This is a genomic window from Bacillus sp. 17RED48, from assembly GCF_019837545.1.
GTDB lineage: Bacteria > Bacillota > Bacilli > Bacillales > Bacillaceae_G > Bacillus_A > Bacillus_A wiedmannii.
In genome coordinates, this window is sequence record NZ_JADAXG010000007.1 from 264,390 (window position 1) to 285,150 (window position 20,761).

26 protein-coding genes are annotated in these 20,761 nt (G+C 33.2%); 6 read left to right on the forward strand and 20 right to left on the reverse strand.

What is annotated here, in order from left to right; translation table 11 throughout:
- Positions 1 to 250: 250 nt before the first annotated feature.
- The 7 genes from ILT06_RS24495 to ILT06_RS24525 form a co-directional block, all read right to left on the reverse strand.
- Positions 251 to 1,444: a macrolide family glycosyltransferase gene (locus tag ILT06_RS24495; RefSeq protein WP_149173556.1), complete on the reverse strand. Its 1,194-nt coding sequence runs from the start codon at positions 1,442 to 1,444 to the stop codon at positions 251 to 253.
- A 69-nt stretch (positions 1,445 to 1,513) separates the two neighbouring features.
- Positions 1,514 to 2,191, reverse strand: coding sequence for a formylglycine-generating enzyme family protein (locus ILT06_RS24500; RefSeq protein ID WP_098103156.1), 678 nt, complete (start codon positions 2,189 to 2,191; stop codon positions 1,514 to 1,516).
- 32 nt (positions 2,192 to 2,223) lie between these two features.
- Positions 2,224 to 2,742: a DNA topology modulation protein gene (locus tag ILT06_RS24505; RefSeq protein ID WP_064475494.1), complete on the reverse strand. Its 519-nt coding sequence runs from the start codon at positions 2,740 to 2,742 to the stop codon at positions 2,224 to 2,226.
- A 21-nt stretch (positions 2,743 to 2,763) separates the two neighbouring features.
- The gene (locus ILT06_RS24510; RefSeq protein ID WP_064475495.1) at positions 2,764 to 3,150 is read right to left on the reverse strand and encodes a ribosomal maturation YjgA family protein; all 387 of its coding nucleotides are present in this window, start codon (positions 3,148 to 3,150) and stop codon (positions 2,764 to 2,766) included.
- Positions 3,151 to 3,215: 65 nt separating this feature from the next.
- Positions 3,216 to 3,923 (reverse strand): class I SAM-dependent methyltransferase, encoded by a 708-nt coding sequence (locus ILT06_RS24515; RefSeq protein WP_064475496.1) that lies wholly within the window; start codon positions 3,921 to 3,923, stop codon positions 3,216 to 3,218.
- Between the two features lie 21 nt (positions 3,924 to 3,944).
- On the reverse strand, positions 3,945 to 4,298 hold the full coding sequence (locus tag ILT06_RS24520; protein ID WP_064475972.1) for an MmcQ/YjbR family DNA-binding protein: 354 nt from the start codon (positions 4,296 to 4,298) through the stop codon (positions 3,945 to 3,947).
- Between the two features lie 15 nt (positions 4,299 to 4,313).
- Positions 4,314 to 4,718 (reverse strand): GNAT family N-acetyltransferase, encoded by a 405-nt coding sequence (locus ILT06_RS24525; RefSeq protein ID WP_098103155.1) that lies wholly within the window; start codon positions 4,716 to 4,718, stop codon positions 4,314 to 4,316.
- A gap of 307 nt (positions 4,719 to 5,025) precedes the next feature.
- Here ILT06_RS24525 and ILT06_RS24530 point away from each other — a divergent pair, with 307 nt between their 5' ends.
- Both ILT06_RS24530 and ILT06_RS24535 read left to right on the forward strand, forming a co-directional pair.
- Positions 5,026 to 6,411, forward strand: a complete 1,386-nt coding sequence (locus ILT06_RS24530; protein WP_222655618.1) for an S-layer homology domain-containing protein — start codon at positions 5,026 to 5,028, stop codon at positions 6,409 to 6,411.
- A 2-nt stretch (positions 6,412 to 6,413) separates the two neighbouring features.
- Positions 6,414 to 6,626, forward strand: coding sequence for a DUF3006 domain-containing protein (locus ILT06_RS24535; protein WP_064475499.1), 213 nt, complete (start codon positions 6,414 to 6,416; stop codon positions 6,624 to 6,626).
- A 67-nt stretch (positions 6,627 to 6,693) separates the two neighbouring features.
- On the opposite strand, the gene ILT06_RS24540 is transcribed toward ILT06_RS24535, so the two are convergent.
- The 11 genes from ILT06_RS24540 to recQ form a co-directional block, all read right to left on the reverse strand.
- Positions 6,694 to 7,500, reverse strand: coding sequence for a GH25 family lysozyme (locus ILT06_RS24540; RefSeq protein WP_098103153.1), 807 nt, complete (start codon positions 7,498 to 7,500; stop codon positions 6,694 to 6,696).
- Positions 7,501 to 7,785: 285 nt separating this feature from the next.
- Positions 7,786 to 8,202 carry a GNAT family N-acetyltransferase gene (locus ILT06_RS24545; RefSeq protein ID WP_098103152.1) on the reverse strand — a complete coding sequence of 139 codons (417 nt, stop codon included), beginning with the start codon at positions 8,200 to 8,202 and terminating at the stop codon, positions 7,786 to 7,788.
- Positions 8,203 to 8,234: 32 nt separating this feature from the next.
- Positions 8,235 to 8,597 carry a hypothetical protein gene (locus tag ILT06_RS24550; RefSeq protein WP_098103151.1) on the reverse strand — a complete coding sequence of 121 codons (363 nt, stop codon included), beginning with the start codon at positions 8,595 to 8,597 and terminating at the stop codon, positions 8,235 to 8,237.
- A 207-nt stretch (positions 8,598 to 8,804) separates the two neighbouring features.
- Positions 8,805 to 9,317: a GNAT family N-acetyltransferase gene (locus tag ILT06_RS24555; protein WP_222655619.1), complete on the reverse strand. Its 513-nt coding sequence runs from the start codon at positions 9,315 to 9,317 to the stop codon at positions 8,805 to 8,807.
- 43 nt (positions 9,318 to 9,360) lie between these two features.
- Positions 9,361 to 10,362, reverse strand: coding sequence for an HAAS signaling domain-containing protein (locus ILT06_RS24560; protein WP_149173552.1), 1,002 nt, complete (start codon positions 10,360 to 10,362; stop codon positions 9,361 to 9,363).
- Positions 10,349 to 10,696, reverse strand: coding sequence for a PadR family transcriptional regulator (locus ILT06_RS24565; protein WP_061679735.1), 348 nt, complete (start codon positions 10,694 to 10,696; stop codon positions 10,349 to 10,351). Before ILT06_RS24565 ends, ILT06_RS24560 begins: the two co-directional genes overlap by 14 nt.
- 169 nt (positions 10,697 to 10,865) lie before the next feature.
- Positions 10,866 to 11,198, reverse strand: a complete 333-nt coding sequence (locus tag ILT06_RS24570; protein WP_222655620.1) for a DUF952 domain-containing protein — start codon at positions 11,196 to 11,198, stop codon at positions 10,866 to 10,868.
- 82 nt (positions 11,199 to 11,280) lie between these two features.
- Positions 11,281 to 13,356, reverse strand: a complete 2,076-nt coding sequence (locus ILT06_RS24575; RefSeq protein WP_098103148.1) for a HelD family protein — start codon at positions 13,354 to 13,356, stop codon at positions 11,281 to 11,283.
- Between the two features lie 115 nt (positions 13,357 to 13,471).
- Positions 13,472 to 14,215 carry a class I SAM-dependent methyltransferase gene (locus ILT06_RS24580; RefSeq protein ID WP_064475506.1) on the reverse strand — a complete coding sequence of 248 codons (744 nt, stop codon included), beginning with the start codon at positions 14,213 to 14,215 and terminating at the stop codon, positions 13,472 to 13,474.
- Positions 14,216 to 14,396: 181 nt separating this feature from the next.
- Positions 14,397 to 14,780 (reverse strand): gamma-glutamylcyclotransferase family protein, encoded by a 384-nt coding sequence (locus ILT06_RS24585; RefSeq protein WP_064475507.1) that lies wholly within the window; start codon positions 14,778 to 14,780, stop codon positions 14,397 to 14,399.
- 25 nt (positions 14,781 to 14,805) lie between these two features.
- On the reverse strand, positions 14,806 to 16,923 hold the full coding sequence (recQ, locus tag ILT06_RS24590) for a DNA helicase RecQ (protein ID WP_064475508.1): 2,118 nt from the start codon (positions 16,921 to 16,923) through the stop codon (positions 14,806 to 14,808).
- Positions 16,924 to 17,202: 279 nt separating this feature from the next.
- Between recQ and ILT06_RS24595 the strand changes: the two genes are divergently transcribed.
- The 4 genes from ILT06_RS24595 to ILT06_RS24610 all read left to right on the forward strand — a co-directional run bounded on the left by ILT06_RS24595 (position 17,203) and on the right by ILT06_RS24610 (position 19,749).
- Complete coding sequence (locus ILT06_RS24595; protein ID WP_176713064.1) at positions 17,203 to 17,364, forward strand: hypothetical protein; 162 nt, start codon at positions 17,203 to 17,205, stop codon at positions 17,362 to 17,364.
- 684 nt (positions 17,365 to 18,048) lie between these two features.
- Positions 18,049 to 18,672 carry a hypothetical protein gene (locus ILT06_RS24600; RefSeq protein WP_064475509.1) on the forward strand — a complete coding sequence of 208 codons (624 nt, stop codon included), beginning with the start codon at positions 18,049 to 18,051 and terminating at the stop codon, positions 18,670 to 18,672.
- 129 nt (positions 18,673 to 18,801) lie between these two features.
- Positions 18,802 to 19,158, forward strand: coding sequence for a hypothetical protein (locus ILT06_RS24605; protein WP_064475510.1), 357 nt, complete (start codon positions 18,802 to 18,804; stop codon positions 19,156 to 19,158).
- A gap of 138 nt (positions 19,159 to 19,296) precedes the next feature.
- Positions 19,297 to 19,749 (forward strand): SET domain-containing protein, encoded by a 453-nt coding sequence (locus ILT06_RS24610; protein ID WP_064475511.1) that lies wholly within the window; start codon positions 19,297 to 19,299, stop codon positions 19,747 to 19,749.
- Between the two features lie 2 nt (positions 19,750 to 19,751).
- Here ILT06_RS24610 and ILT06_RS24615 read toward each other — a convergent pair whose 3' ends face one another.
- Positions 19,752 to 19,988 carry a hypothetical protein gene (locus ILT06_RS24615; protein ID WP_064475512.1) on the reverse strand — a complete coding sequence of 79 codons (237 nt, stop codon included), beginning with the start codon at positions 19,986 to 19,988 and terminating at the stop codon, positions 19,752 to 19,754.
- Between the two features lie 308 nt (positions 19,989 to 20,296).
- On the reverse strand, positions 20,297 to 20,746 hold the full coding sequence (locus ILT06_RS24620) for a DUF6884 domain-containing protein (RefSeq protein ID WP_064475513.1): 450 nt from the start codon (positions 20,744 to 20,746) through the stop codon (positions 20,297 to 20,299).
- Positions 20,747 to 20,761 lie beyond the last annotated feature (15 nt).

Sequence of the window (20,761 nt, forward strand, 5' to 3'; positions counted from 1 at the left end):
ATAGCGAGAATATATTTCGTTTCTTGTGAAATATTTCACTTAATGAATATATCATGACATAGAAATTACCAAAACATGTGCAAAAGTTGTGCAGAAACTGTGAAATCATTAGTAACACGTAAAACTATCACCTAAATTTATAATGCAGGATATTCAACCTTTCAAAACAATCGATTCTTCGCTCCATATAACAGAAGAGTGCCTATATCCTTTCATATAGACACTCTTCTCATGTTTAATTTTCTATTTATTACTGACCAGCAAATGTAGTAATTTCATCAACAGCTTGCTTATATCCACCAGACTTCCGGAAAGACTCCTTCAAATTCAAAGCAGATTCTTTATATGAAGGATTATTTAATACAAGTTCTACACTTTCACGTAGTTGTTCCTCAGTCAATTCTTTCATGTGCAACTTAACCCCAGCTCGGAGATTCTCCACTTGCTTCGCGATAACTGGCTGATCTGCACTTTGCGGAATTACAATAAGCGGAATCCCGTTATATAATCCTTCATGTGTACTGTTCATTCCGCCATGTGTAATAAATAACTTTGTATATGTAAGTAGTTTCGTTTGTGGTACATAGTTTTTTACAATGAAGTTTTTAGGAATTTCACCTAAATCACTTATTCTCGTTTTATTACCAATAGACATCACAATTGTATGATTACTATTCTCGAACGCTTTAAAACAAAGTTTATAAAAATCAAGTGCTTCATTAAAAACAGTACCTAGTGAAATGTAAATCGGGCTTTTCCCTTCAATTGTAGTAAAATCAAACTCTTCATTTTTTACTTGTGTAGAGATAGATGGACCTACAAATGTAAATGTTTCATCAAACATGTCTCCAAAAGGTTGGAACTCCTTTATTGTATACACAATAGTAAGTGGCGCTGGATTACAAAAAACTTCATACGGTGAGTTTATTTCAACACCATATTTTTCCGTGATTCCCTTTGTTAATCTTTCAAAATCATTATGTATCCTATTATGAACTTCCACTGGGATATTTTTAGACAAGTGGTCTAACATTTGTTCAAATGATTTTTCATCCTGTGCAAACGATGTGCAGGAATTTATTGCTGGAAGCTTTAAAATTTGAGCAATTATATGTCCACAACCAAACATTGAATCATGAATGATGTAATCAAAATGTTCCCCTTCAATTTGTTCAAGAACATTTGGTATAATAACATCTGCCGTATGTAAAAGACCATTTATTCTCTCTGATAAATAATTTCGACCACCAGAAAGAAAAGCTTTTAAAAACTTTTGCTCGTCAATTGTTCGTACAGTAGCACCCGTTCTCTCAATACGATCTCTAAAAGATTCAATTGAAAAATAAACTACCTCTTCCCCGCGTGAAACCAATTCTTCTACAACTTGCAACGTTGGATTTATATGTCCTTCTGATCCAGTATTAATGAATAAAACACGTGCCACTTTAAACACTCCTTAATTTAAATCTTGTCTATGTTGCCATTAGTATTATAGGTATTTTGTCTTATTCTTCTAAATGGACCTAGCAAGCCTAAACCCAAGGTCATCTATATGAAATGTAGGATGACTACGGCGACGACAAGTCGCACCGCAACCTCTAGCTGCTTCAGCCCAGCTACCGCCGCGGAAAATTCGGTATGATCCGTACACTTGTTCATCATATAAATCATAGCACCATTCCCAAACGTTTCCTAACATATCGTAAAGTCCCCATGCATTCGGTTCTTTTTTTCCGACCTCATGAATATATCCACTTGAATTTTCATTGTACCAAGCAATCTCTTTCAGTTCTCCATATATGTATCCCGTAGTTCCTGCCTTACACGCATATTGCCACTCTGCTTCAAAAGGTAATCGGTAGCCATTTGAATCTAAATTACAACTAACAATTAGACCATCTTCACTAATAGAATAATATTCTTTTAATCCCGCTTTTTTGGAAAGTAAATTACAAAATATAACGGCATCATTCCATGAAATATTTACAACTGGTTTATTTTTATCTTTCAATAAACTTGGTTTGTTATTCGCAATCGCATCATATAATTCCATCGTTACAACATATTTTGCAAGAAGAAATGGTTTTATTTGTACTTGCCATTGTTTTTTTATTCGATCATCTCTTAATTCTACTTTTCCTGCTGGAATTTTCACCATATTAGAATCAACGGAGCCAATGAATCTATTCAATGCTATTCCCCCATTTGACTTCTTTTTATAATCTAACAATTTAAGTGATCGTACTTCTCTAAAAATAGTCTTACTTCATTTGAAGATTTTAAAATAATAACATCTTTATCTTTACTCAATTGATTTAACCTCTTTAAAATTGAAGGTCGTTTCGTTTTAGGATATTCCCATATCCATTTAAAAAATTGCAAATCAAACCTTTCTTCACATCCAGCACCCATATCCGGTCTTGTTTTATTCCGATATTGTACAACCCTTTTAAAAGCACGATAAGCACATATTGTTCTATGAATATCAAGAAAGATGATTGTATCAGCTGCGTTAATTCTTATGTCCATTGTCCCGCCATAATTCCCATCAATAATCCACTCATCTTCTTTAACTAATTCATTTTGAACCGTTCTTTGCTCCTCTTTGGAAACCCCCTCCCAATTTGGTTTCCAAAATAGTGCATCAAGATGATGCACCTTAATATTTAGTTTGTTTCCTAATTGTCTTGCTAATGTAGATTTTCCTGAACCACCAGAACCTATTAATATTATTTTTTTCATAAATACCCCTTCTTACATCTTTTATTTCTTCCGTAACATAAACTCACAAAACATTCCAATCCCAACACCAATTGTATAAGCAACTAAATCACTCCACAAAAATCCGTAACCTAATACGAGTCCACCTAAAGTCATTGCACGAATGCTATCTATCCATCCGGCATGATACAATTGGCTCACTTCAATCCCATAACAAAACAGCAAACTTATAAAAGCCAATTTCATCGTGTTTATTTTAGGAAATAAAAATCCGCATCCAGTAAAAATCATACATGCCCATAAAGCATCACCTAAGTACTCGTTTAATAGATGAGGTAACGCAAAAGCTAACTTTCTTGAGCTAAGACCTAAAATAATTATAACGATAGTAAATAGCGCATATAATAATCTACTTCGTTTCTTATTCATCTCAAAATCTCCTAATATGTAATTTAAAACTGTAAATAGCTAGTAAAATATAATTATTTTACTAGCTATTTTTTAATCGCTTTCATAATAAGAAAATGTGGATTTGTATTTAGATAATGATATGATTTTTCGTTTACTTCTCTCATTTTTTCAACTGGCCTCGGTTCCTCTATTTTATCTAACACAAAATAATTTGTTGTTTCATTAATTATATCTTGGAGTGATCTTCTAAAAAAGCTAACTTCTATTGTAATATTTGGTTTAACCCAAGTATCTACTAATAATTGTTTTTCGAAATAATTTTCACAAGGAAACTTTGTAAAGTCCATAAAAGGATGATGAATGGAGTATATAAATTCGCCATCTGGCTTCAATACGCGATGAAACTCCTGAAATACTTTATTCCAATTTTCTAAGTAATGAAGCGTTAACGAACTTACAATAACATCAAAAGTATTATCTTCAAATGGTAATACTTCTTGCAAATCATGACAAAGAAACGTTGCTTTATTACCCGTACTTTCCTTTGCAGCTTTTACCATTTCAGAACTTACGTCAATTGCAGTAACATTTGCTCCTCTTTCTAAAAATTGAGAAGTATACCATCCAGCTGCACATCCAGCATCTAGTATACTCTTCCCTTCTAAATTCTTTGGAATCATCTCCATCATCGCTGGTCTTTCGTAATAGCTATTATATGGATTTGCCACATCTAGGTTTTCTTTATATGTACTCGCTAATTTATCATATGTACCTTTAATCGTGTCTTTCAATACTGCCACCCCTTATACATATTAATTTAATAACTCTTGCTGCTTTTTCTTTGAAAATGATTGTAGAACTAAATCATATGACCAATCAATCATCTTATTAATTTGCTCTTGCTCTACATCTTTATGTATATACACTGTATTCCAATGCTTTTTATTCATATGATACCCCGGAATGATTGCTTCTGGATACTCTTCTCTTAATCTTAATGCAAGTTCTGGATCACATTTTAAAGTAATCGCAGCTTTTTCTCCTTCTTCATGGTTTACTATCGCAAATATTTTATTATTAAGCCTCATACATGTTGCATTCCAACCATCAGGAGAATCTTCTGTTGCTTTTCTTTTTGATAAACAATATGTTCTTGTTGTATTCATTCTCATTGGCACCTCTTATTCTTTCACTATTTGATTACGATGCATCACAATTTGCTTTGTCGCTTGAAATTTCTGTTCACCATAAAACTTTATTAATTTCTCTCCACAAAATAGACTAACAATATGAACATGAGATATTTCTTGAAGTAATATTGTAAGCATCTTCTCTCCAATACCTTTATTTCTTACATTCTCATGTACGACAACATCTTCTATGTACGCTCGAAAAACGCCATCAGAAACAACTCTAGCAAATCCAATTAATTCATTTTCTTCCCATACCCCAATTGCTATACTATGCTTTAACATTTTTTGAATATCGATTTCTTTTCTTTCTGGCCACCAACCGACAGAGTCATAAAGTTTTTTTATTTTTTCTACGCAAATTGGTTGTTCATTTTGCAATTTATATGTGTACATTTTCCTTCTCCCATCAAATTGCTCATTATATATAATTTGTCTTACTTTACTTCTTTCCATATAAAACTATAGAATCCAACCTGTTACAAAAAACCTTCATAAAATAAATTTATTATATCGATTTTACAATTGCAATCGTTACTCTCATCCTTTCATATTAATTATACCAAATATACAAAATAAGAGAAAATCAATGAATATAACACCAAAAGTATTTCTATTATAATATTTACCTATTAAAACTTGAATTTATTGAAAAAAATGGTAAAGTTAATTAGGTAAAAAATACATAAAGTGAGGCGATCTTTTGAAAAAGTTTAGTTTATTATTAACAGCATTTGTCATAATCTTATCATTATTCATCCCTAATTTTACAAGTGCTAAATCTTTCCCTGATGTCCAATCTAATCATTGGGCAATTAAAGAAATTAACTATTTATCGGATAAAGGTATCATTAAAGGTACGCCAGAAGGAACTTTTAAACCGAGTGATGATGTAACTCGTGGACAAATGGCCTTAATGCTAGATTTATCATTAAAATTAGAAAAACCATCTAGCTATAATCATATTTTTTCCGATGTAGCCAAAGGTATCTATTACTATGATTCTGTACATAAGTTAGCACATAATAACATTGTACAACGTGAAACAAACTATTTCCCTGACCGCTCATTAACTCGTGCAGAAATGGCAGTAGTTTTAGTTAAAACTTTTAATTTGAAGCCTACAGGTGCAGACGTCAATTTCCCTGATGTTCCATCTAATCACTGGGGTTACAATTATGTCAAAATTTTAGCACAAAATAATATTACTACTGGATTGCCTGATGGTACATTTGGTCCAGGTGTAAAAGTAACTCGTGAGCAATTCGCTGCATTTTTGGCTCGTGTATTAGAACCAAATTTCCGTCCAGCTCTTCCTAAGCCAAAAGGTAACTTAGAGGTACATTATATTGATGTCGGACAAGGTGATGCTACTTTTATTAAATCTCCAAGTGGAGAAACGATCCTTATTGACGCTGGTAACAACGGCAAAGGTAAAGTAGTAGCAAATTATTTAAAAGGATTAGGATTCCAAACTATTGATTATATGATTGCCACTCATCCTGATGCTGATCATGTAGGCGGATTAGATGAAGTGCTTTATGCTATGAATGTAAAAAACGTTTATGCCCCTAAAGTAAGTCATACGACACAAACGTTCAAAGACTTCCTAACTGCAGTAGCTAACAAAGGATTAACAATTAAAGAAGCGAAATCTGGAGTAACTTTACCAATCAACGGTTTAAACTCACAATTTTTAGCTCCCGTGAAAGAATACGGTAACGATCTAAATGAGTGGAGTGCGGTATTAAAAGTAACACACGGTAGCAAATCTTTCTTATTTACTGGTGATGCTGAATCTAAAAGCGAAAAAGATATGGTTCTAGCACATGGTTCTAACCTAAAATCTGATGTATTAAAACCTGGTCATCATGGAAGTAAGACATCTTCTTCTCAGCCATTTTTAGATGCAGTGAAACCAAGTATCGCTGTGATCAGTGCCGGTGCAGGTAACCGCTATGGCCATCCTACACAGGAAACTTTGGCAAAGTTAAATGCAATGTCTGTTAATGTATATAGAACAGATTTAAATGGAACTGTAGTTATTAATGGTGATGGTTCAAAAATTTCTGTAAGAACGGAGAGATAATTATGAAAAGAGGTATTATTGACCGTTTTGAAGGCGAACTAGCAGTTATTGAAGTAAATAACGTAACAATTGATGTACCTAAATCAAAACTCCCTTCTACTGCAAAAGAAGGTGATATTCTTATAATCGAGGATGATACGTATACAATTGATAAGAACGAAACAGATAAAAGAAGACGTGAAATCCAGAATTTAATGGATAAATTATTTGAATAGCAAGATTCAATAATAATTTGAGAAGAGCCGTCCTGTTGGATGGCTCTTCTTTTTTCACATATAGGAGCTATTTAACTTCATACCACCAACCTTTTTGATCAAGCCAGCCTTTCATAGCATTTAATTGCGTATCACTGGTAGGTTCAGTAACAAAATACGTTAAACCATCCGATTGTAAAATGAAGGTAGCAGTCATTTTTAAAGAAGTTAATGCTCCCATAACATCTGGAGTTTCATAAGGTGAAAAGGCTCCAGATTGGATAATATTTTGTTTAGAAACTTGTGCCTGTATATTTTCTTGTTTTGGTACTGATTCAGTAAACCAGAAAAGTGGCTTATTTCCTATTAATTGATTTAAATCACATTTGCCAATACCTGGTACATCACCTGTCTCGGTGTATTGCCAAATATCACAAGGATATGCTGGTTTATTACCTCCATATCTAGGAATCCATACAAAATCACTTTTTACGTTCGCCATACCGAATGGTTCATATACATGATGACCAACATATAAGCCAACTTTCTTAGCTCCTAGTCGGCGTAATTCATCGATAAAAGCTTGTGTACCGGCTCTCATATCATCCATTGTTTTTACTTCTACATCAGCCGCCCAAACAGTAGCGCTCTTATCACCGCGATTCCAAAAATCTTGCGCTTCCTTCTTCGCATCAGAAATTGAAATAAATCGGCAAAATGCATAATTACCGAAAGGAATATTTCTTATTTTCATTGCTTGAGCGTAATTTTTATATAAAGGGTCTACGTAATTCGAACCATCTTGTACCCTAGCGATTACGAAATCTAGTTGTGGAGCTGCTACATCCCAGTTAATGTTACCGTTCCATTTCGAAATATCTACAATATAACCCATTGCTTAACACCTCCTTTATCATTATTATATTCAGAGCTCGTCTTATTGCTCTTCCTCTCCTAAAAATTCAATAGTATTTATTAGTACATATAGTAAATACGACAAGTGTCTTTTACAAAGACAGTAACTCATTTACAGTAAAAAAGAAAATCATAGCTATACGAATCGTACTATTTGTCCCCATAATTACATCAGCTTGAGTAGTTGCTATAAATTAAAAATAGCATCACCTTGTTTGGTGATGCTTTTAAAATCCACTTTCCTTCTAGAACACGAATACTATTACTATAACCGCTTCTCTAAAAAGTGTTGACTATGTCCTTTAGGATGATCTTCAACTACACCATATTCTCGGTATCCGTGCTTTTTATAAAATTCTGGTGCTTGAAAACTAAATGAATCTAATAATATTAATCTACAACGTTTTTCCTTCGCAATGTCTTCAATTTTATGTAACAGTTGACTACCATAACCATCATGACGAACTGATTCATCAACCCACAAAAAATCTATATGAAGGTGATAAAAATACATCGTTCCTGTTACCCCGCCAAAGATTTTTCCACCCTCATCTTTCACTACGAAACTTACTTGTTCCATCGGCCGTTTTGCTTCATCTGTTAAAATAGATATGTTATATTGAATTACTTTATTTTTTATGTATTCTCCTTCAGCGCGAGTCCCATTCTCTAAGTGTTTCATATATTTCTTCCTTTCAATTTAGTTAGCTACCTTTAATTTTTCCTTTTCCTTTTTAAAATACTAATAAACACGAATCCACCATAAGTAACAAAACATGAAAAACCAATTATCCCTGGCACAGAGACATAGCCTATTCTTATATAACTTATAACGGCAAAACAAGCGATAGATAATAAAATAGATGGCCAAGCTGTTTTTCTTCGTCTCTGTTTCGATGTACTTTCTTTCTCTTCAGAAACACGTGTGCCAAAAAGCAATACAATACAAATGAGGATTGCTGCAAAGTAAATTGTATCTAATGACAGATTATGATCGTAAATCGCGATTCCAACTTCCATAGCGATAATCGTTAAAATTAATATGATGATTGTTGAAGTTTTTAAGTTTCTTTTCAATCACTCACCCCTAGTATGCCTTTGCTATACTTTTTGTAAATGCATATCCATACCTCTTTTTATATTGTTTTATCATCTTCTCACAATTCGATATAGAATATAAAAAACTTTTTTTATTACATGTTATTTATCCATACAATAAAAAAGATAGCATGAAATTTCCCCATACTATCTTTCTAAAATACATAATTCGCATAACGCAAACATTTACTCTTCCGTAGGCTTTTTAGGACCATTAAGCTCCAATTGATAAAAAGCTAAATCTAACCACCTGTTAAACTTATAACCAGCCTTCTTAATTGTCCCCGCATGAACAAATCCATAGTTTTCATGTAAGGCAATGCTTTTCTCATTTTCTGCATCAATTCCAGCAATTAAGGTCATATATTTCCTTTCTTTTGCAACTGTAATCAATGCTTTCATTAAAGAAGTTCCTATCCCATTTTTTCTATATTCCTTATGAACGTACACAGAATGCTCAATTGAATATTTATAGGCAGGCCAAGCTCTAAACGGGCCAAATGTCGCAAATCCTACTATTTTATTATCTAATTCACATACTAAAATCGGATAGCCGTTAGCCTTTTTTTGTTCATACCAATCTATTCTATTTTCAAGGGTTACAGGTTTATACGTATAGACGGCTGTTGTATTCAATATAGCATCATTATAAATATCTAACATGTATGTTACATCTTGTTTCCTTGCTTCCCTTATCATTGCTTTCTTCCTTTCATAAAGTATATCTTCTTTCCTTTCACTACTACATACGAATACGAGCTTTTCGGAAACCATCAAATATATTTAATACCGCAGATAAAATATAAATGATAATACCTCCACCAATTAACCACTTTTTAAATTCCTCTGGAGAAGTAGTAAACACATTTGCCACATACGTAATAAATCCTTCGTTAAATAAATACGGATTTACTACAATTACAATGAATACTATTGTTCCAGCTATTTGAAGTATAGCATTCCCGATTGCTAATCTTCGCGTCCATTGTCCCTGTACTAACTTATAAAGAGATATACCTATTTCAAATACAATCATAATAGCAACGATTGGCCAATACTGAATTAATACATCTTGATTAAACGTCGGCGCAATAAACTTCAATCCATTTTCCGTACCGTGGTATACGCCAACGAGATGATTCGCATAAAAGTAAAGTGTCGCCCATATTGCCGTCCACATTAGACCTCCAAACACTTCGAACTTTGAGATCGACTTTTTCTTTGGAACATACGAAGTATTTTTCAAATCATCAGGCGTCCATTTTTTTAAACTTGTCGTCAACGGTTGAGTACCTTTGTCTTTATCTGTTCTTTCTAAAATTGCAAATACAAGTGTCAACCAGAAAAATACATGGAGGCCTACTTCGACAATTTCCCCAATTCCTTTACCTATCAAATTTAAAATAACATTTAATACCGCTTGCTCACCATTATATCCTACAAAATTTTCTGCAACCATTGCAATAAGTGCGATTACAGCTGCTATTGGTATAATCATTTTTAACAATGTCGTATATACATCAAAATAACGTGGTCCAATTAAATACATCGGTCTATCCAGATAGCCATTAGCCAATGAAACTGGGCTTCCCAATTTTTCAAGGACACTCTTTACATCTTCCTCATTATACTCATCAGGTAACATATCCTCGATAGTTGACCGTAGTTCAAGAATAATATCTTCACGATTTTTTTCAGGTAATCTCTTCGCTACTTCTTCGACATAAATATCAATCAAATTCATTCTTGTCCTCCTCCTTTAATAAGTTATAAAGTTCTTTCGAATCCTTTATCCATTCCTTTTTTAACTGCAAAAATATCTCTAATCCGTATTCACTTAAAACGTAATACTTACGAGGCCTACTCTCCGTTTTATCCCAACTACTCGTCACTAGCTCTTGCTTTTCTAATCGGCGAAGTAGTGGATATAAAGTACTTTGATCGATTGTGATCCCTGATTGCTCCAATAATTGGACAAGTGAATACCCATACTGCGGTGTTCTTAACTGGCTTAAAACCGCTAATGTTAATGTCCCTCTTCTTAGTTCAGTAATTAACGAATTTAATAAAGCATCCATTCACTCACCTCATTTCCATTACTATATGTCATACAGTATATGTTTTATACTATGTATCGTACAGTATTAGTGTGATAAAAACAATGCGTATTTACAAAAAATAGATAATAAAAAAGCACAAACTATATAATTTGTGCTTTTCTTGTTAATTTAAACAGCTATTACAACCTTAATTTTGTACCTCTTGTAATATAAACTCTCCTTTTTCTTTAGTAAATGGGGTAACACCTACAATTGCCTCAATATTAATTACTCCATATACATGCGGATATTCTTGACCGTTAGAAGCAAGTTCATATTTTATTTCTGCTTTTATTAAGGATGGATCGATTGTCAGTAATAAAACATTTTCTTCATGACTAAAACATTTTTCAACAACTTTTAAAGCTTGCTGTAAAAATGAACAATGAATAAATCCCTCTTCTTTAAGTGAAGCTTCATTAACTTCTCCATCTACCTTTGCGATTTCCCAATTTCTTTTTGTTATTACTTTTGTTATCATAGTTATCCTCTCTCCATGTCTTTATATAGAAAAACAAGAGGTTCTTCTTTTTGTTACTAGAAAATCCTCTTGTATGTAATATTTATTTTAATCCATTAATTAAAGGCGATATTTCTCCGCTATGGAAAATCCATAAATCATGAAGTGACCTTGTACATCCGACATATAGTAACTTTGCATCATGTTTCGTATTTTTATAATGTTCTTCATCAACATCGATTAATAGAACAGCATCAAATTCTAGCCCTTTTGCCAAGTATACAGGTACTACTGAAATACCACCTTCATATTTACTTTGATCTGCTTCAATGACGTTTACGGCCAATCCTGCTTTTGTTAATTTTCCATATATATCGCGGCATTCATCGTCTGTTCTTCCTATTACCGCAATGGTTTTCACATCTTCGTTTTGTAGATGTTTTAACGTCTTCATAATTTCATTAAATTGATCTTCTGCATGGATTACCTTAACATCTTCACCACTGCGAAAAACTGGTGTTGCGAGCCCAACTGGAATCTCTGCATTTTTAATTATTTCGTTCGCAAATTCTATAATTTCTTTTGTAGAACGATAACTTCTCGTCAGTTCATAATAACCTGTTTCTTGGAATACTTCTTTAAAAGCACTCCAATCTTCAATCCCTTGATAATCATAAATTGCTTGAGATAAATCACCTAATATAGTAAAAGAATTACCTAGTGTAATTTCTTTTACTACATAAACTTGGAATGGCGAGAAATCTTGCGCTTCATCAATAACGACGTGATGGAATTTCTGTCCGATTTCAATACCTGTTATGCGGTGATGTATGTAAATTAAAGCTGGTAAATCTTCTACATACACTTCTTTTTTACGACAACTCTTTTCAGTTTCTTTCACAAGTTCTTCAGGCAATACTTCGAGTATTTCTTTACTTTTCAATATTGAACTATATAGTGAAAGTGCACTCATTTTCGGCCAAAACTTCATATATGTGTTCAATCTCTTTGTCGCTTCTTTTTTTAGTAATTTCTTCTCGTTTGTTTCTCCATACTTTTTCAGTTCAATTTCAATCCAGCGCTTCATTCTGCCGACTAATCTTTCTCTTCTTTTCTTTAATGGATAATGTTTATATTCAACTTGCATCCATTTTTTTATGTCTTCTACCGGAATAATAGCTTTGTCCCATGCCTCAAAATCACTTGTTGGTACTAATTCATTTTCAAATTGAATCATTCTCTCTTCAATAAAGGACTTAAATTCTAGTGTACCTTTCAATTTACCGAGCATAACCTTTTCTTCATCACGATTAATAGAAAATGCTTCTTTCAATTTTTCTTCTGTCTGCTTCAGTTTCACCGAATCATCTAACGTACGTAATGCCCAATCTGGAAATGTTGTTTGACTAATATTCCCTACACCTAATTCAGGAAGCACACTCGAAATATAGTCTAAAAACAGACTATTCGGAGCGAATACAATCATTCTCTCAGCTTCTAATTGTTCACGATATTCATAAATTAAAAAAGCAAGGCGATGTAAAGCGATCGTTGTTTTTCCGCTTCCTGCAACCCCTTGAATTAATAATGGTAAGTTTCTTTCCGCACGAATAATATCGTTTTGCTCCGATTGTATCGTTGAAACAATATCCTTTAGTTTATTATCTTTATTCTCACCTAATCGATATAGAAGAAAATCATCGGCATGAGATACATCTTCATTTCCTTTTACATATGTATCAACAACACGTTCTAGTTCTCTTTTTCGGATTGAGATGTTTCGCTTTAAATAAACATCACCTTCTACTAATCCATCTGGCGATTGATAAAACGCTAATTCATCACCGCCGGTAAATGAATAAAACATACTTGCGACAGGTGCCCGCCAATCAATTACAATCGGTTTCATTGTGTCTTTATGTGAAACACCTACTTTACCGATGTAGATCGGCATAACTTCTTCCTTGCCGTCCTCTTGAAAATCTAATCTTCCAAAGTATGGTTCTTGCACTCCAATACGTAAGTTTTGTCTATTAGATTCTCTCATACTTTCTAGAATTTGTTCTTTAAAATCATCTCCATAATAAACCGGAATGCTTTCGAGCTGTTCTAATTGATCATCCATCGTACTTAATGTAGCTTTCATCCTTTGTAACTCTTCTTCAAAAATGTTGTTCATTTGATGATTCCCTCCTGTCCGTTCAATTTTTTAGTCGAAATACAATTGTATTAAAAATCCATTTATAAAGTCAATAGTTTTAGTAAGAATTTTCTAAATCAAAAAAGAGTAGAGATTAATCTCTACTCTTCTTTATTTTAATCCGGTACGCCAAGCATTCATTTAAAGTTGCTAATTCTTTATATTTTCGTTTTTCAAAATCATATGCTCCTCCTGGGAAGAATCCTACAATACTTAAACCAGCTTCAGCACATAGATTGCTAATCTCATCTACCGTATAACAACGTAAAGACTGTGTAACTATATCATTTGGATTATTAGGATGCCACCAATGATCTAACATTCTCTCATTTATAAGATCATATTCGTATTTTCGCATAGCTGCACTTAAGGTCATTTCTTGTCCACTTGCTTTTTTCCAATACAATGGTTGATACATATCAATAAGTGCACATCCATCATCCTTCATCCAGTTTTTAATGCGTTTTAATAGAATCAATTGTTCATCATCTGTTCCTACACCAAATCCATCTAAATAACTAACAACATCAAACTTTTCTTCAAAATTAATTTTATAAAAATCAGCGCAATGAATATCTATATCATTAGTAGAATGCTCTTTTGCAAACATAACTAACTCTGGTATAAGCTCAACTGTAGTCATTTTCACTTGTAACTTAGACATCGCCCTTGCGAATCCACCATTTCCTGCTCCTAGTTCCAACATCGAATGGAATGGATATCCAACTTGTTCTTTAACTTCTTTCGCAACTTGCTCTAACCAGCTTTCTGTATTGATATCGTAATTGGATAGTTTAAATTGTTTTTCGTAAAATTCTCTCACATTTAATTCGTTCATTATTATTCTCCTCCTGCAATAGATTTTTCTTCTACAGGTGAAAAACTAAATCTCTAACACCCATGAAAAAAACCATTCAAATTTCCCTATATTTACAATTTATCAAAATAATAAGAATTTTGAAAGTACCAATATAAAAAGCAGATAATGGATGATACCACTATCCGCTCTATGACTGCTATTATTTTTCTTGTTGATACTCTACCCAATCACCAGAAATGATAACTTTCTTTAACATCCCTATATCTTGAGCAACATACACAAATGCACGTATTTCTCTATCACCTAAATAAACCGTTTCGGTGATTCGGTCATATAAATCACTTTCTGCATTACCTGTATATTCTTCAAGTTCATCTAATTTTTGCAGAACAACCTCATTTACTTCATAAACTTCTCCGTATACTTTGTCCTCATTTGAACAAATCATTGCCGGATACCCTTCGTTTGTATCAAATAATTTACCATACGTCCATGCTCCGTCTGCGATGCATATTGCCCCTTGCATAAAATGAGCATTCGTTTGCTCTTTTCTTAATGTGCCATACACGAAAACGTGATGCATATATCCCTATCCCCTTTTTATATATCTACTTTCTAAATTGTAAATATGCACGAATCATAAAGTAACTCACTTCATTTGGAAGTTGTTCCTTAATTGATTTCAGACCACCCTCTGCATTTTGCACGGCAGTTTCAATCAGTGATTCATATTCTGCAGGAACAAAACTGTTCCAGTCTATTTCCATTCCATCCTCAAAAGAGCGAATTAAATGATTTTCAATTGTTTGTCTTGATAAGCCACGTTCTTTCGCAATTTCATCAAGATCAATGCCTTGTTTATACATTTCATACGTTTCTAAATGAGAATTTGCTGAAGCTTTCCCTGACTTTTTCCGCTCTGTCACCACTTCTGTTTTAACTGTTTCAGCATAGTTTGGATTGTCCTTAATAAAGTGCTGAACTGCTTGTAAGAAATGAGAACCATACTTCACAAGTTTATGTTCGCCGATCCCTTTCACAGTTAAAAGTTCAGAGTCACTATGCGGCATTTTTGCACACATATCTTTCAACGTTTGATCAGAGAAAATAACGAATGGAGGTACACCTTCTCCTTGCGCAATTTCTTTACGTACTTCGCGAAGCACTTCAAATAAAGGATGATCTTGAACAATTTGTCTTGTCTCTACTCGTTCTTTACGTAAAACATTCTCTTTACCTAATAATACTTCTTTCCCTTTTTCTGTTACTTTTAATGTTGGATACGTACCATGTTCAACTGCAATTAACTCATCTGAAATTAGAAACTCAATAAATTCACTGACTTCTTTGACGCTTCGATTTGATAGTAATCCGTATGTTGGTAAAGTATGAAAATTAAATTCAATAACTTTCTTATTTTTAGATCCAGTTAGTACTTGTGCAATCATTTGTTTTCCAAATCGCTGGTTCGTCCTAATCATGCAAGATAGAACCATTTGTGATTCTCTCGTCACATCGATACTTTCGCGGTCGTCCGTACAATTACCGCAGCGGCCGCAATCTTCTTTCGGTTCTTCTCCAAAGTATTGCAAAATAAATGATTGTAAACATTGTTCTGTATGACAGTAATCAGTCATATTTTGCAGTTTTTCAAGTTCATTTGAAAAACGAGATTCTCCTGTCGATTGGTCAATTAAAAAGCGCTGTACTTGCACATCTTGAGAAGAATATAACAATATACATGCACTATCTAATCCATCACGGCCAGCACGTCCTGCTTCTTGATAATAACTTTCCATGTTTTTTGGCAGTTGATAATGGATAACGTAACGAATATTCGATTTATCAATTCCCATCCCAAATGCAGATGTCGCTACCATTACACTCACTTCATCACGTAAAAAGAGTTCTTGCTGCTCATTTCGATCTGTATCACTCATACCAGCATGGTATTTTGATACAGAAACTCCTGCTTTCATTAAATCTTCATACAACTGATCAACTACTTTTCTAGTAGCTGCATATATAATCCCAGATTCTTTTTGATTTTGACGAATATAATCCGCTAAATATGCATTACGATCTTGTCCTTTAATAACAGAAAATGATAAGTTCTCGCGCTCAAACGTTGTCATAATCGTATTTTCTTGATTAATTCCAAGCGTGTTGCAAATATCTTCACGAACTTGTGGTGTTGCCGTCGCAGTTAATGCTAGGACAAGCGGTTTTTCTGGAAGATAATCTAATATGCGATGTATATGTAAATAACTCGGACGGAAATCATGTCCCCACTGCGAAATACAGTGCGCCTCATCAATTGCAATCATCGGGATTTTCATATCGATAAGTTGGTCAACAAATTCCATTGAATCAAGACGCTCCGGCGCCACATAAAGTAACTTATAATGTCCTTGTTTTGCTAATTGAATTCGTTGATTCGCTTCCGCAATCGAAATAGAACTATTAATATAAGTAGCTGAAATACCGTTTTGTACTAATGTATCTACTTGGTCTTTCATAAGTGAAATCAAAGGTGAAATAACTAATGTCGTTCCTTCGAATACTAATGCGGGAATTTGATAACAAATTGACTTACCACCGCCCGTAGGCATGATACAGACTGTATCTTTCCCATCTAATACATTTTTAATTGTTTCATCTTGCCCTCTTCGGAATGACGAATAACCGAAATAAGACGCTAAAAGTTCTTGTGCTTTTGTAAACAAAAAAGAGTCACCTGCTTTTCTTTATCTTTCATCTATTACTATTATATCATCACTTATGTGTCATGAAAGTGATGAATACAAGACTAACAGCTTGCTTTTTCATTATTTTATGCTTCTCTACGTTTTAGAGGTTGTTTAGCAACGGTGTTTTAATGGCTATTTATAAATTTTAAAACATAAATAAAGCACATATAAAATGAATTACAAAATAAATATACATTTTATTAATCTTCCTTGAATACTACTAATCTTATACATATGAATTCAGGAGGTTACTATATGAAACAGCAGAATATTAGTTCCACCAAGCAGAAAACAGTACCGAATCAACTCCAATTCTCGAATCATGATGCGTGGAAATATGAAGCATATTATAAATACCAGCCATTATTTTCTTATAAAAAGCTTTTTCATTTTCTTTCTCAACTTTTTAAACGTTAATACGTGTGCGAAATATATCCATTCACAAAACTTTTCTCAATATAAACCTTATAGACTTAATACAATACAGTTGATATCATATGACATATTCTGTTGGATAAAACCCCTTAATTTGACCTGCTTATATAAGCAGGTCTTTTTTGACTATTATATATTTCATTACGCTTTTAGATGCTTGCAAGTCTTTTCTCCATTTTATAACCATACTTCACTTACAACAAATGATTATATTAACCAGAAGTAAAATATAAGTTCTTAACATTTAATGAAGTAATTCTTTTTTTCTCAATACACAAAACGATTTTTACTTGTTACTATAAAAGTACTCTAGATGAGTTTTTGCTCATCAACATTATCTAGTTAAAGGGATCTGCTGCGGGAAGCGGATCCCTTTAACTTTATTAAAGATCCACTTTTATTTGGACACATTTACCAGGTTTTTTTAATAGAATTTTATGATAACATTACTTAGTCGAGTCCGACATCTCGGCAATACCCTTTTGAGGCTCTGCAACTTCCCTTGCAGAGCCTTGTTTATTTTTATATTCATTTTATTTATATATACCACAATAAAATCCTTCATCTTTTTCCATATCAATTTCTGAAATTAATCTAGGACACGTAACTAAAAATAAATTCCCATCATACTTTGAGTTATACATGTTCAAAGGAGTGTTACCGTTTATGTATTCTTATTGGCAATCGTATTACTCCCCCTATCATAACCCTTATGTACACTTTGATACATCTGTACGTAATTACCGAATTAGTAAAAACGAGAACTTTTTAAAAGGTTATATGCGTTCTTTATGGGAACAACATGTCGCTTGGACGAGATTAGCTATTATAAGTATTGTCTTTAATTTACCAGACGTTAACGTGACAGTTGGGCGTCTTCTTCAAAATGCAACACATATGGGACTATCACTTGAACCATTCTATGGTGAGGATGCTGTAAAAAAATATAGTGCATTAATTAAAGACCACTTAGTCATTGCTGCGGATCTAGTTAAAGCCGCAAAAGCTGGTGATCAAAATGCAGCTGCCGCTATAGAGAAAAAATGGTACGCTAATGGTGATGAAATTGTGGCGTTTCTTGCTAGCATCAACCCTTATATAGAAAAAGAAGAATTCAGAAAAATGTTTTATGAACATTTAGCACTTACGAAAGCAGAAGCGCTTGCCTTCCTAAATAAAGATTTTGAAGCAAGCGTAAAACTATATGATAAAATTGAAAAAGAAGCATTAGAAATGGCTGATATGATAACAAACGCAATCGTAAAACAATTCCCGCAAGTGTTTCAATAATAATAAGCCGATTTGAAAACACAAATCGGCTTATTAAACTTTCTATCAATGAAATTTCACCTCTCCTCTTTACATTTAACGTATATCGATATATTTTATTAATATCCGTTTTTTATAGGAGGAAATAGTTTGATTAACGCCATTGGTCTCGTATTTATCCTCACAAATAAACACGAGAAAAAGAAGAAAGTTTATCTAAATGAAAAATTCGCATTAATAGACATTATTGATTCTAAAGAAGTAATTGATGAAGAAGGGAACTCACTAGTAGAACTAACATGTAAATACAGTATTTATCTAGATGAAAAATATTACTGTAAATCTCTCGATGATTATACTGGACAAGTATTTCCGTTCTTGAGCGCTAAAATAGGAAAAGGTCTTCTTCGAAACTTAAATTACTATTTCTCTTACGTTGATGCCTATGATAAAAAACCACCCGTTAAAGAAATTAGACCACTTATGAAACAAGTAACGAACAGATAGCGAAATATACGCAAAAAAGAAAGCATCTAACTTCGGATGCTTTCTTTTTTGAATCAAGCACTCGTTAACTTCTATCTTTCTTCTAAAAATATGTATCTAGGCATACTTTAAATTAAAAACATTGGAGGATTAAACTGGATGAAATACTCAGAAACAATTGTTAGTAAACGGCTTCGAACACTTAAAATATTTACTATGTTTATCATGCTAGTTTTAATCGCATGGCTTGGATATACAAAATTAATTTTTGAAAACGGATTTCTTCAAGAAAAGAAACTTTCAGTTGAAGTAATGAATACTAGTATTACAGGTGAAATCGAACAAAGTTTCCATGTGAATTTACAAGGTTACCGTAAAATAGACGTTGATACTATTATAGATGCAAGTAAAACCGATCCGAGCGAACTATCATTAATCGAGCTAATTAATACATCTTGTTCGCGAGATTGCATAAGTGAACCATTGACATATGTGGACGAAAACAATGGATATATCTTTTATAAGGAATCTACCGGAACTAATGTAGCTATCAAGATTAAAAAACAAGACACGTGGGAAATTGTAAAAAAATCTGTTCAAGATGGAATATAACCTTAAAAAATTAAAGAGTACTTAGCGTACTCTTTTTTATTATTAATACCCTTCATGTTTACAATGACATTTCGGTTTCTCTTTACAATTGCATTTTTCACAATCACACTTCGATTTCTCCTTGCAGCGACACTCGTCACAATCACATTTCGGTTTCTCTTTGCAACGACATTCGTGACAATCACATTTCGGTTTCTCTTTGCAACGACATTCGTGACAATCCCTGCATTTACATCCACATCTTCCGAACATTAAATCATCCCAAAATGAACGCCTGCAATTACAATGATTCCCCATAAATATTCCTCCTCCTAAATAGAATTCATCATATTCTATGATGAAAAGTAGAAAGAGGTTTGTTTACTAGTCTACATTCTAGATTTATAAGTATAGTTATAAATGTTATACTTTTCTATTAGTTGTACCTAATATATTTAAAGAGATTACTACAAAGAAAAAAGCCCAATATTTGAGCTTTAAATTAATATGTATTTTCTATTTTTTTGCTCACAATATATATAACTAAAAAGCTCTTACAACAAGTTGGCTATAGTTCCTTTCCTTCCCCCACAGCCCCTTTCAACCTCTGTAACATATATCCAATTCCTTTACATCCTGCTAACGGATACGTAATGTTTTCTTCTGGATATAATTGTGTCACTACTTTCTTATGCTTCTTGCCTGCAAGTAAAACAATTTCATCAAACTGAAGCAAGTCTTTTTCAATCATCTGTTGTTTTAATTGTTCCACGCTAATAATCTCATCGCTTTTTGAATCAAATGCTAGGTCATAGTTTTCTAGAACAATATCATTTGGTCTTAAAAATCCATGCTTCGCCGATAAGATAACCCAATTCTCGAAAAACAGAGTTGCATACGCCTGACATGCTTTTCCGAACGGGCTAATATATACATCTTTTGCCTCCATCGGTCCGAAATCTGGATACTTATCCCAAATCTTCTTTTTTCCGCATGGAATTATGCATAACCTTTTCATCTTTATTTCTTACCT

Excerpts from the sequence above, each read along its gene's own strand:
- ILT06_RS24505 (WP_064475494.1), bottom strand. The coding sequence starts at position 2,742 with ATGAAAAAAATAATATTAATAGGTTCTGGTGGTTCAGGAAAATCTACA.
- ILT06_RS24510 (WP_064475495.1), bottom strand. The coding sequence starts at position 3,150 with ATGAATAAGAAACGAAGTAGATTATTATATGCGCTATTTACTATCGTT.
- ILT06_RS24520 (WP_064475972.1), bottom strand. The coding sequence starts at position 4,298 with ATGAATACAACAAGAACATATTGTTTATCAAAAAGAAAAGCAACAGAA.
- ILT06_RS24525 (WP_098103155.1), bottom strand. The coding sequence starts at position 4,718 with ATGTACACATATAAATTGCAAAATGAACAACCAATTTGCGTAGAAAAA.
- ILT06_RS24535 (WP_064475499.1), top strand. The coding sequence starts at position 6,414 with ATGAAAAGAGGTATTATTGACCGTTTTGAAGGCGAACTAGCAGTTATT.
- ILT06_RS24540 (WP_098103153.1), bottom strand. The coding sequence starts at position 7,500 with ATGGGTTATATTGTAGATATTTCGAAATGGAACGGTAACATTAACTGG.
- ILT06_RS24545 (WP_098103152.1), bottom strand. The coding sequence starts at position 8,202 with ATGAAACACTTAGAGAATGGGACTCGCGCTGAAGGAGAATACATAAAA.
- ILT06_RS24555 (WP_222655619.1), bottom strand. The coding sequence starts at position 9,317 with ATGATAAGGGAAGCAAGGAAACAAGATGTAACATACATGTTAGATATT.
- ILT06_RS24560 (WP_149173552.1), bottom strand. The coding sequence starts at position 10,362 with ATGAATTTGATTGATATTTATGTCGAAGAAGTAGCGAAGAGATTACCT.
- ILT06_RS24565 (WP_061679735.1), bottom strand. The coding sequence starts at position 10,696 with ATGGATGCTTTATTAAATTCGTTAATTACTGAACTAAGAAGAGGGACA.
- ILT06_RS24570 (WP_222655620.1), bottom strand. The coding sequence starts at position 11,198 with ATGATAACAAAAGTAATAACAAAAAGAAATTGGGAAATCGCAAAGGTA.
- ILT06_RS24575 (WP_098103148.1), bottom strand. The coding sequence starts at position 13,356 with ATGAACAACATTTTTGAAGAAGAGTTACAAAGGATGAAAGCTACATTA.
- ILT06_RS24580 (WP_064475506.1), bottom strand. The coding sequence starts at position 14,215 with ATGAACGAATTAAATGTGAGAGAATTTTACGAAAAACAATTTAAACTA.
- ILT06_RS24585 (WP_064475507.1), bottom strand. The coding sequence starts at position 14,780 with ATGCATCACGTTTTCGTGTATGGCACATTAAGAAAAGAGCAAACGAAT.
- ILT06_RS24595 (WP_176713064.1), top strand. The coding sequence starts at position 17,203 with ATGAAACAGCAGAATATTAGTTCCACCAAGCAGAAAACAGTACCGAAT.
- ILT06_RS24600 (WP_064475509.1), top strand. The coding sequence starts at position 18,049 with ATGTATTCTTATTGGCAATCGTATTACTCCCCCTATCATAACCCTTAT.
- ILT06_RS24610 (WP_064475511.1), top strand. The coding sequence starts at position 19,297 with ATGAAATACTCAGAAACAATTGTTAGTAAACGGCTTCGAACACTTAAA.
- ILT06_RS24620 (WP_064475513.1), bottom strand. The coding sequence starts at position 20,746 with ATGAAAAGGTTATGCATAATTCCATGCGGAAAAAAGAAGATTTGGGAT.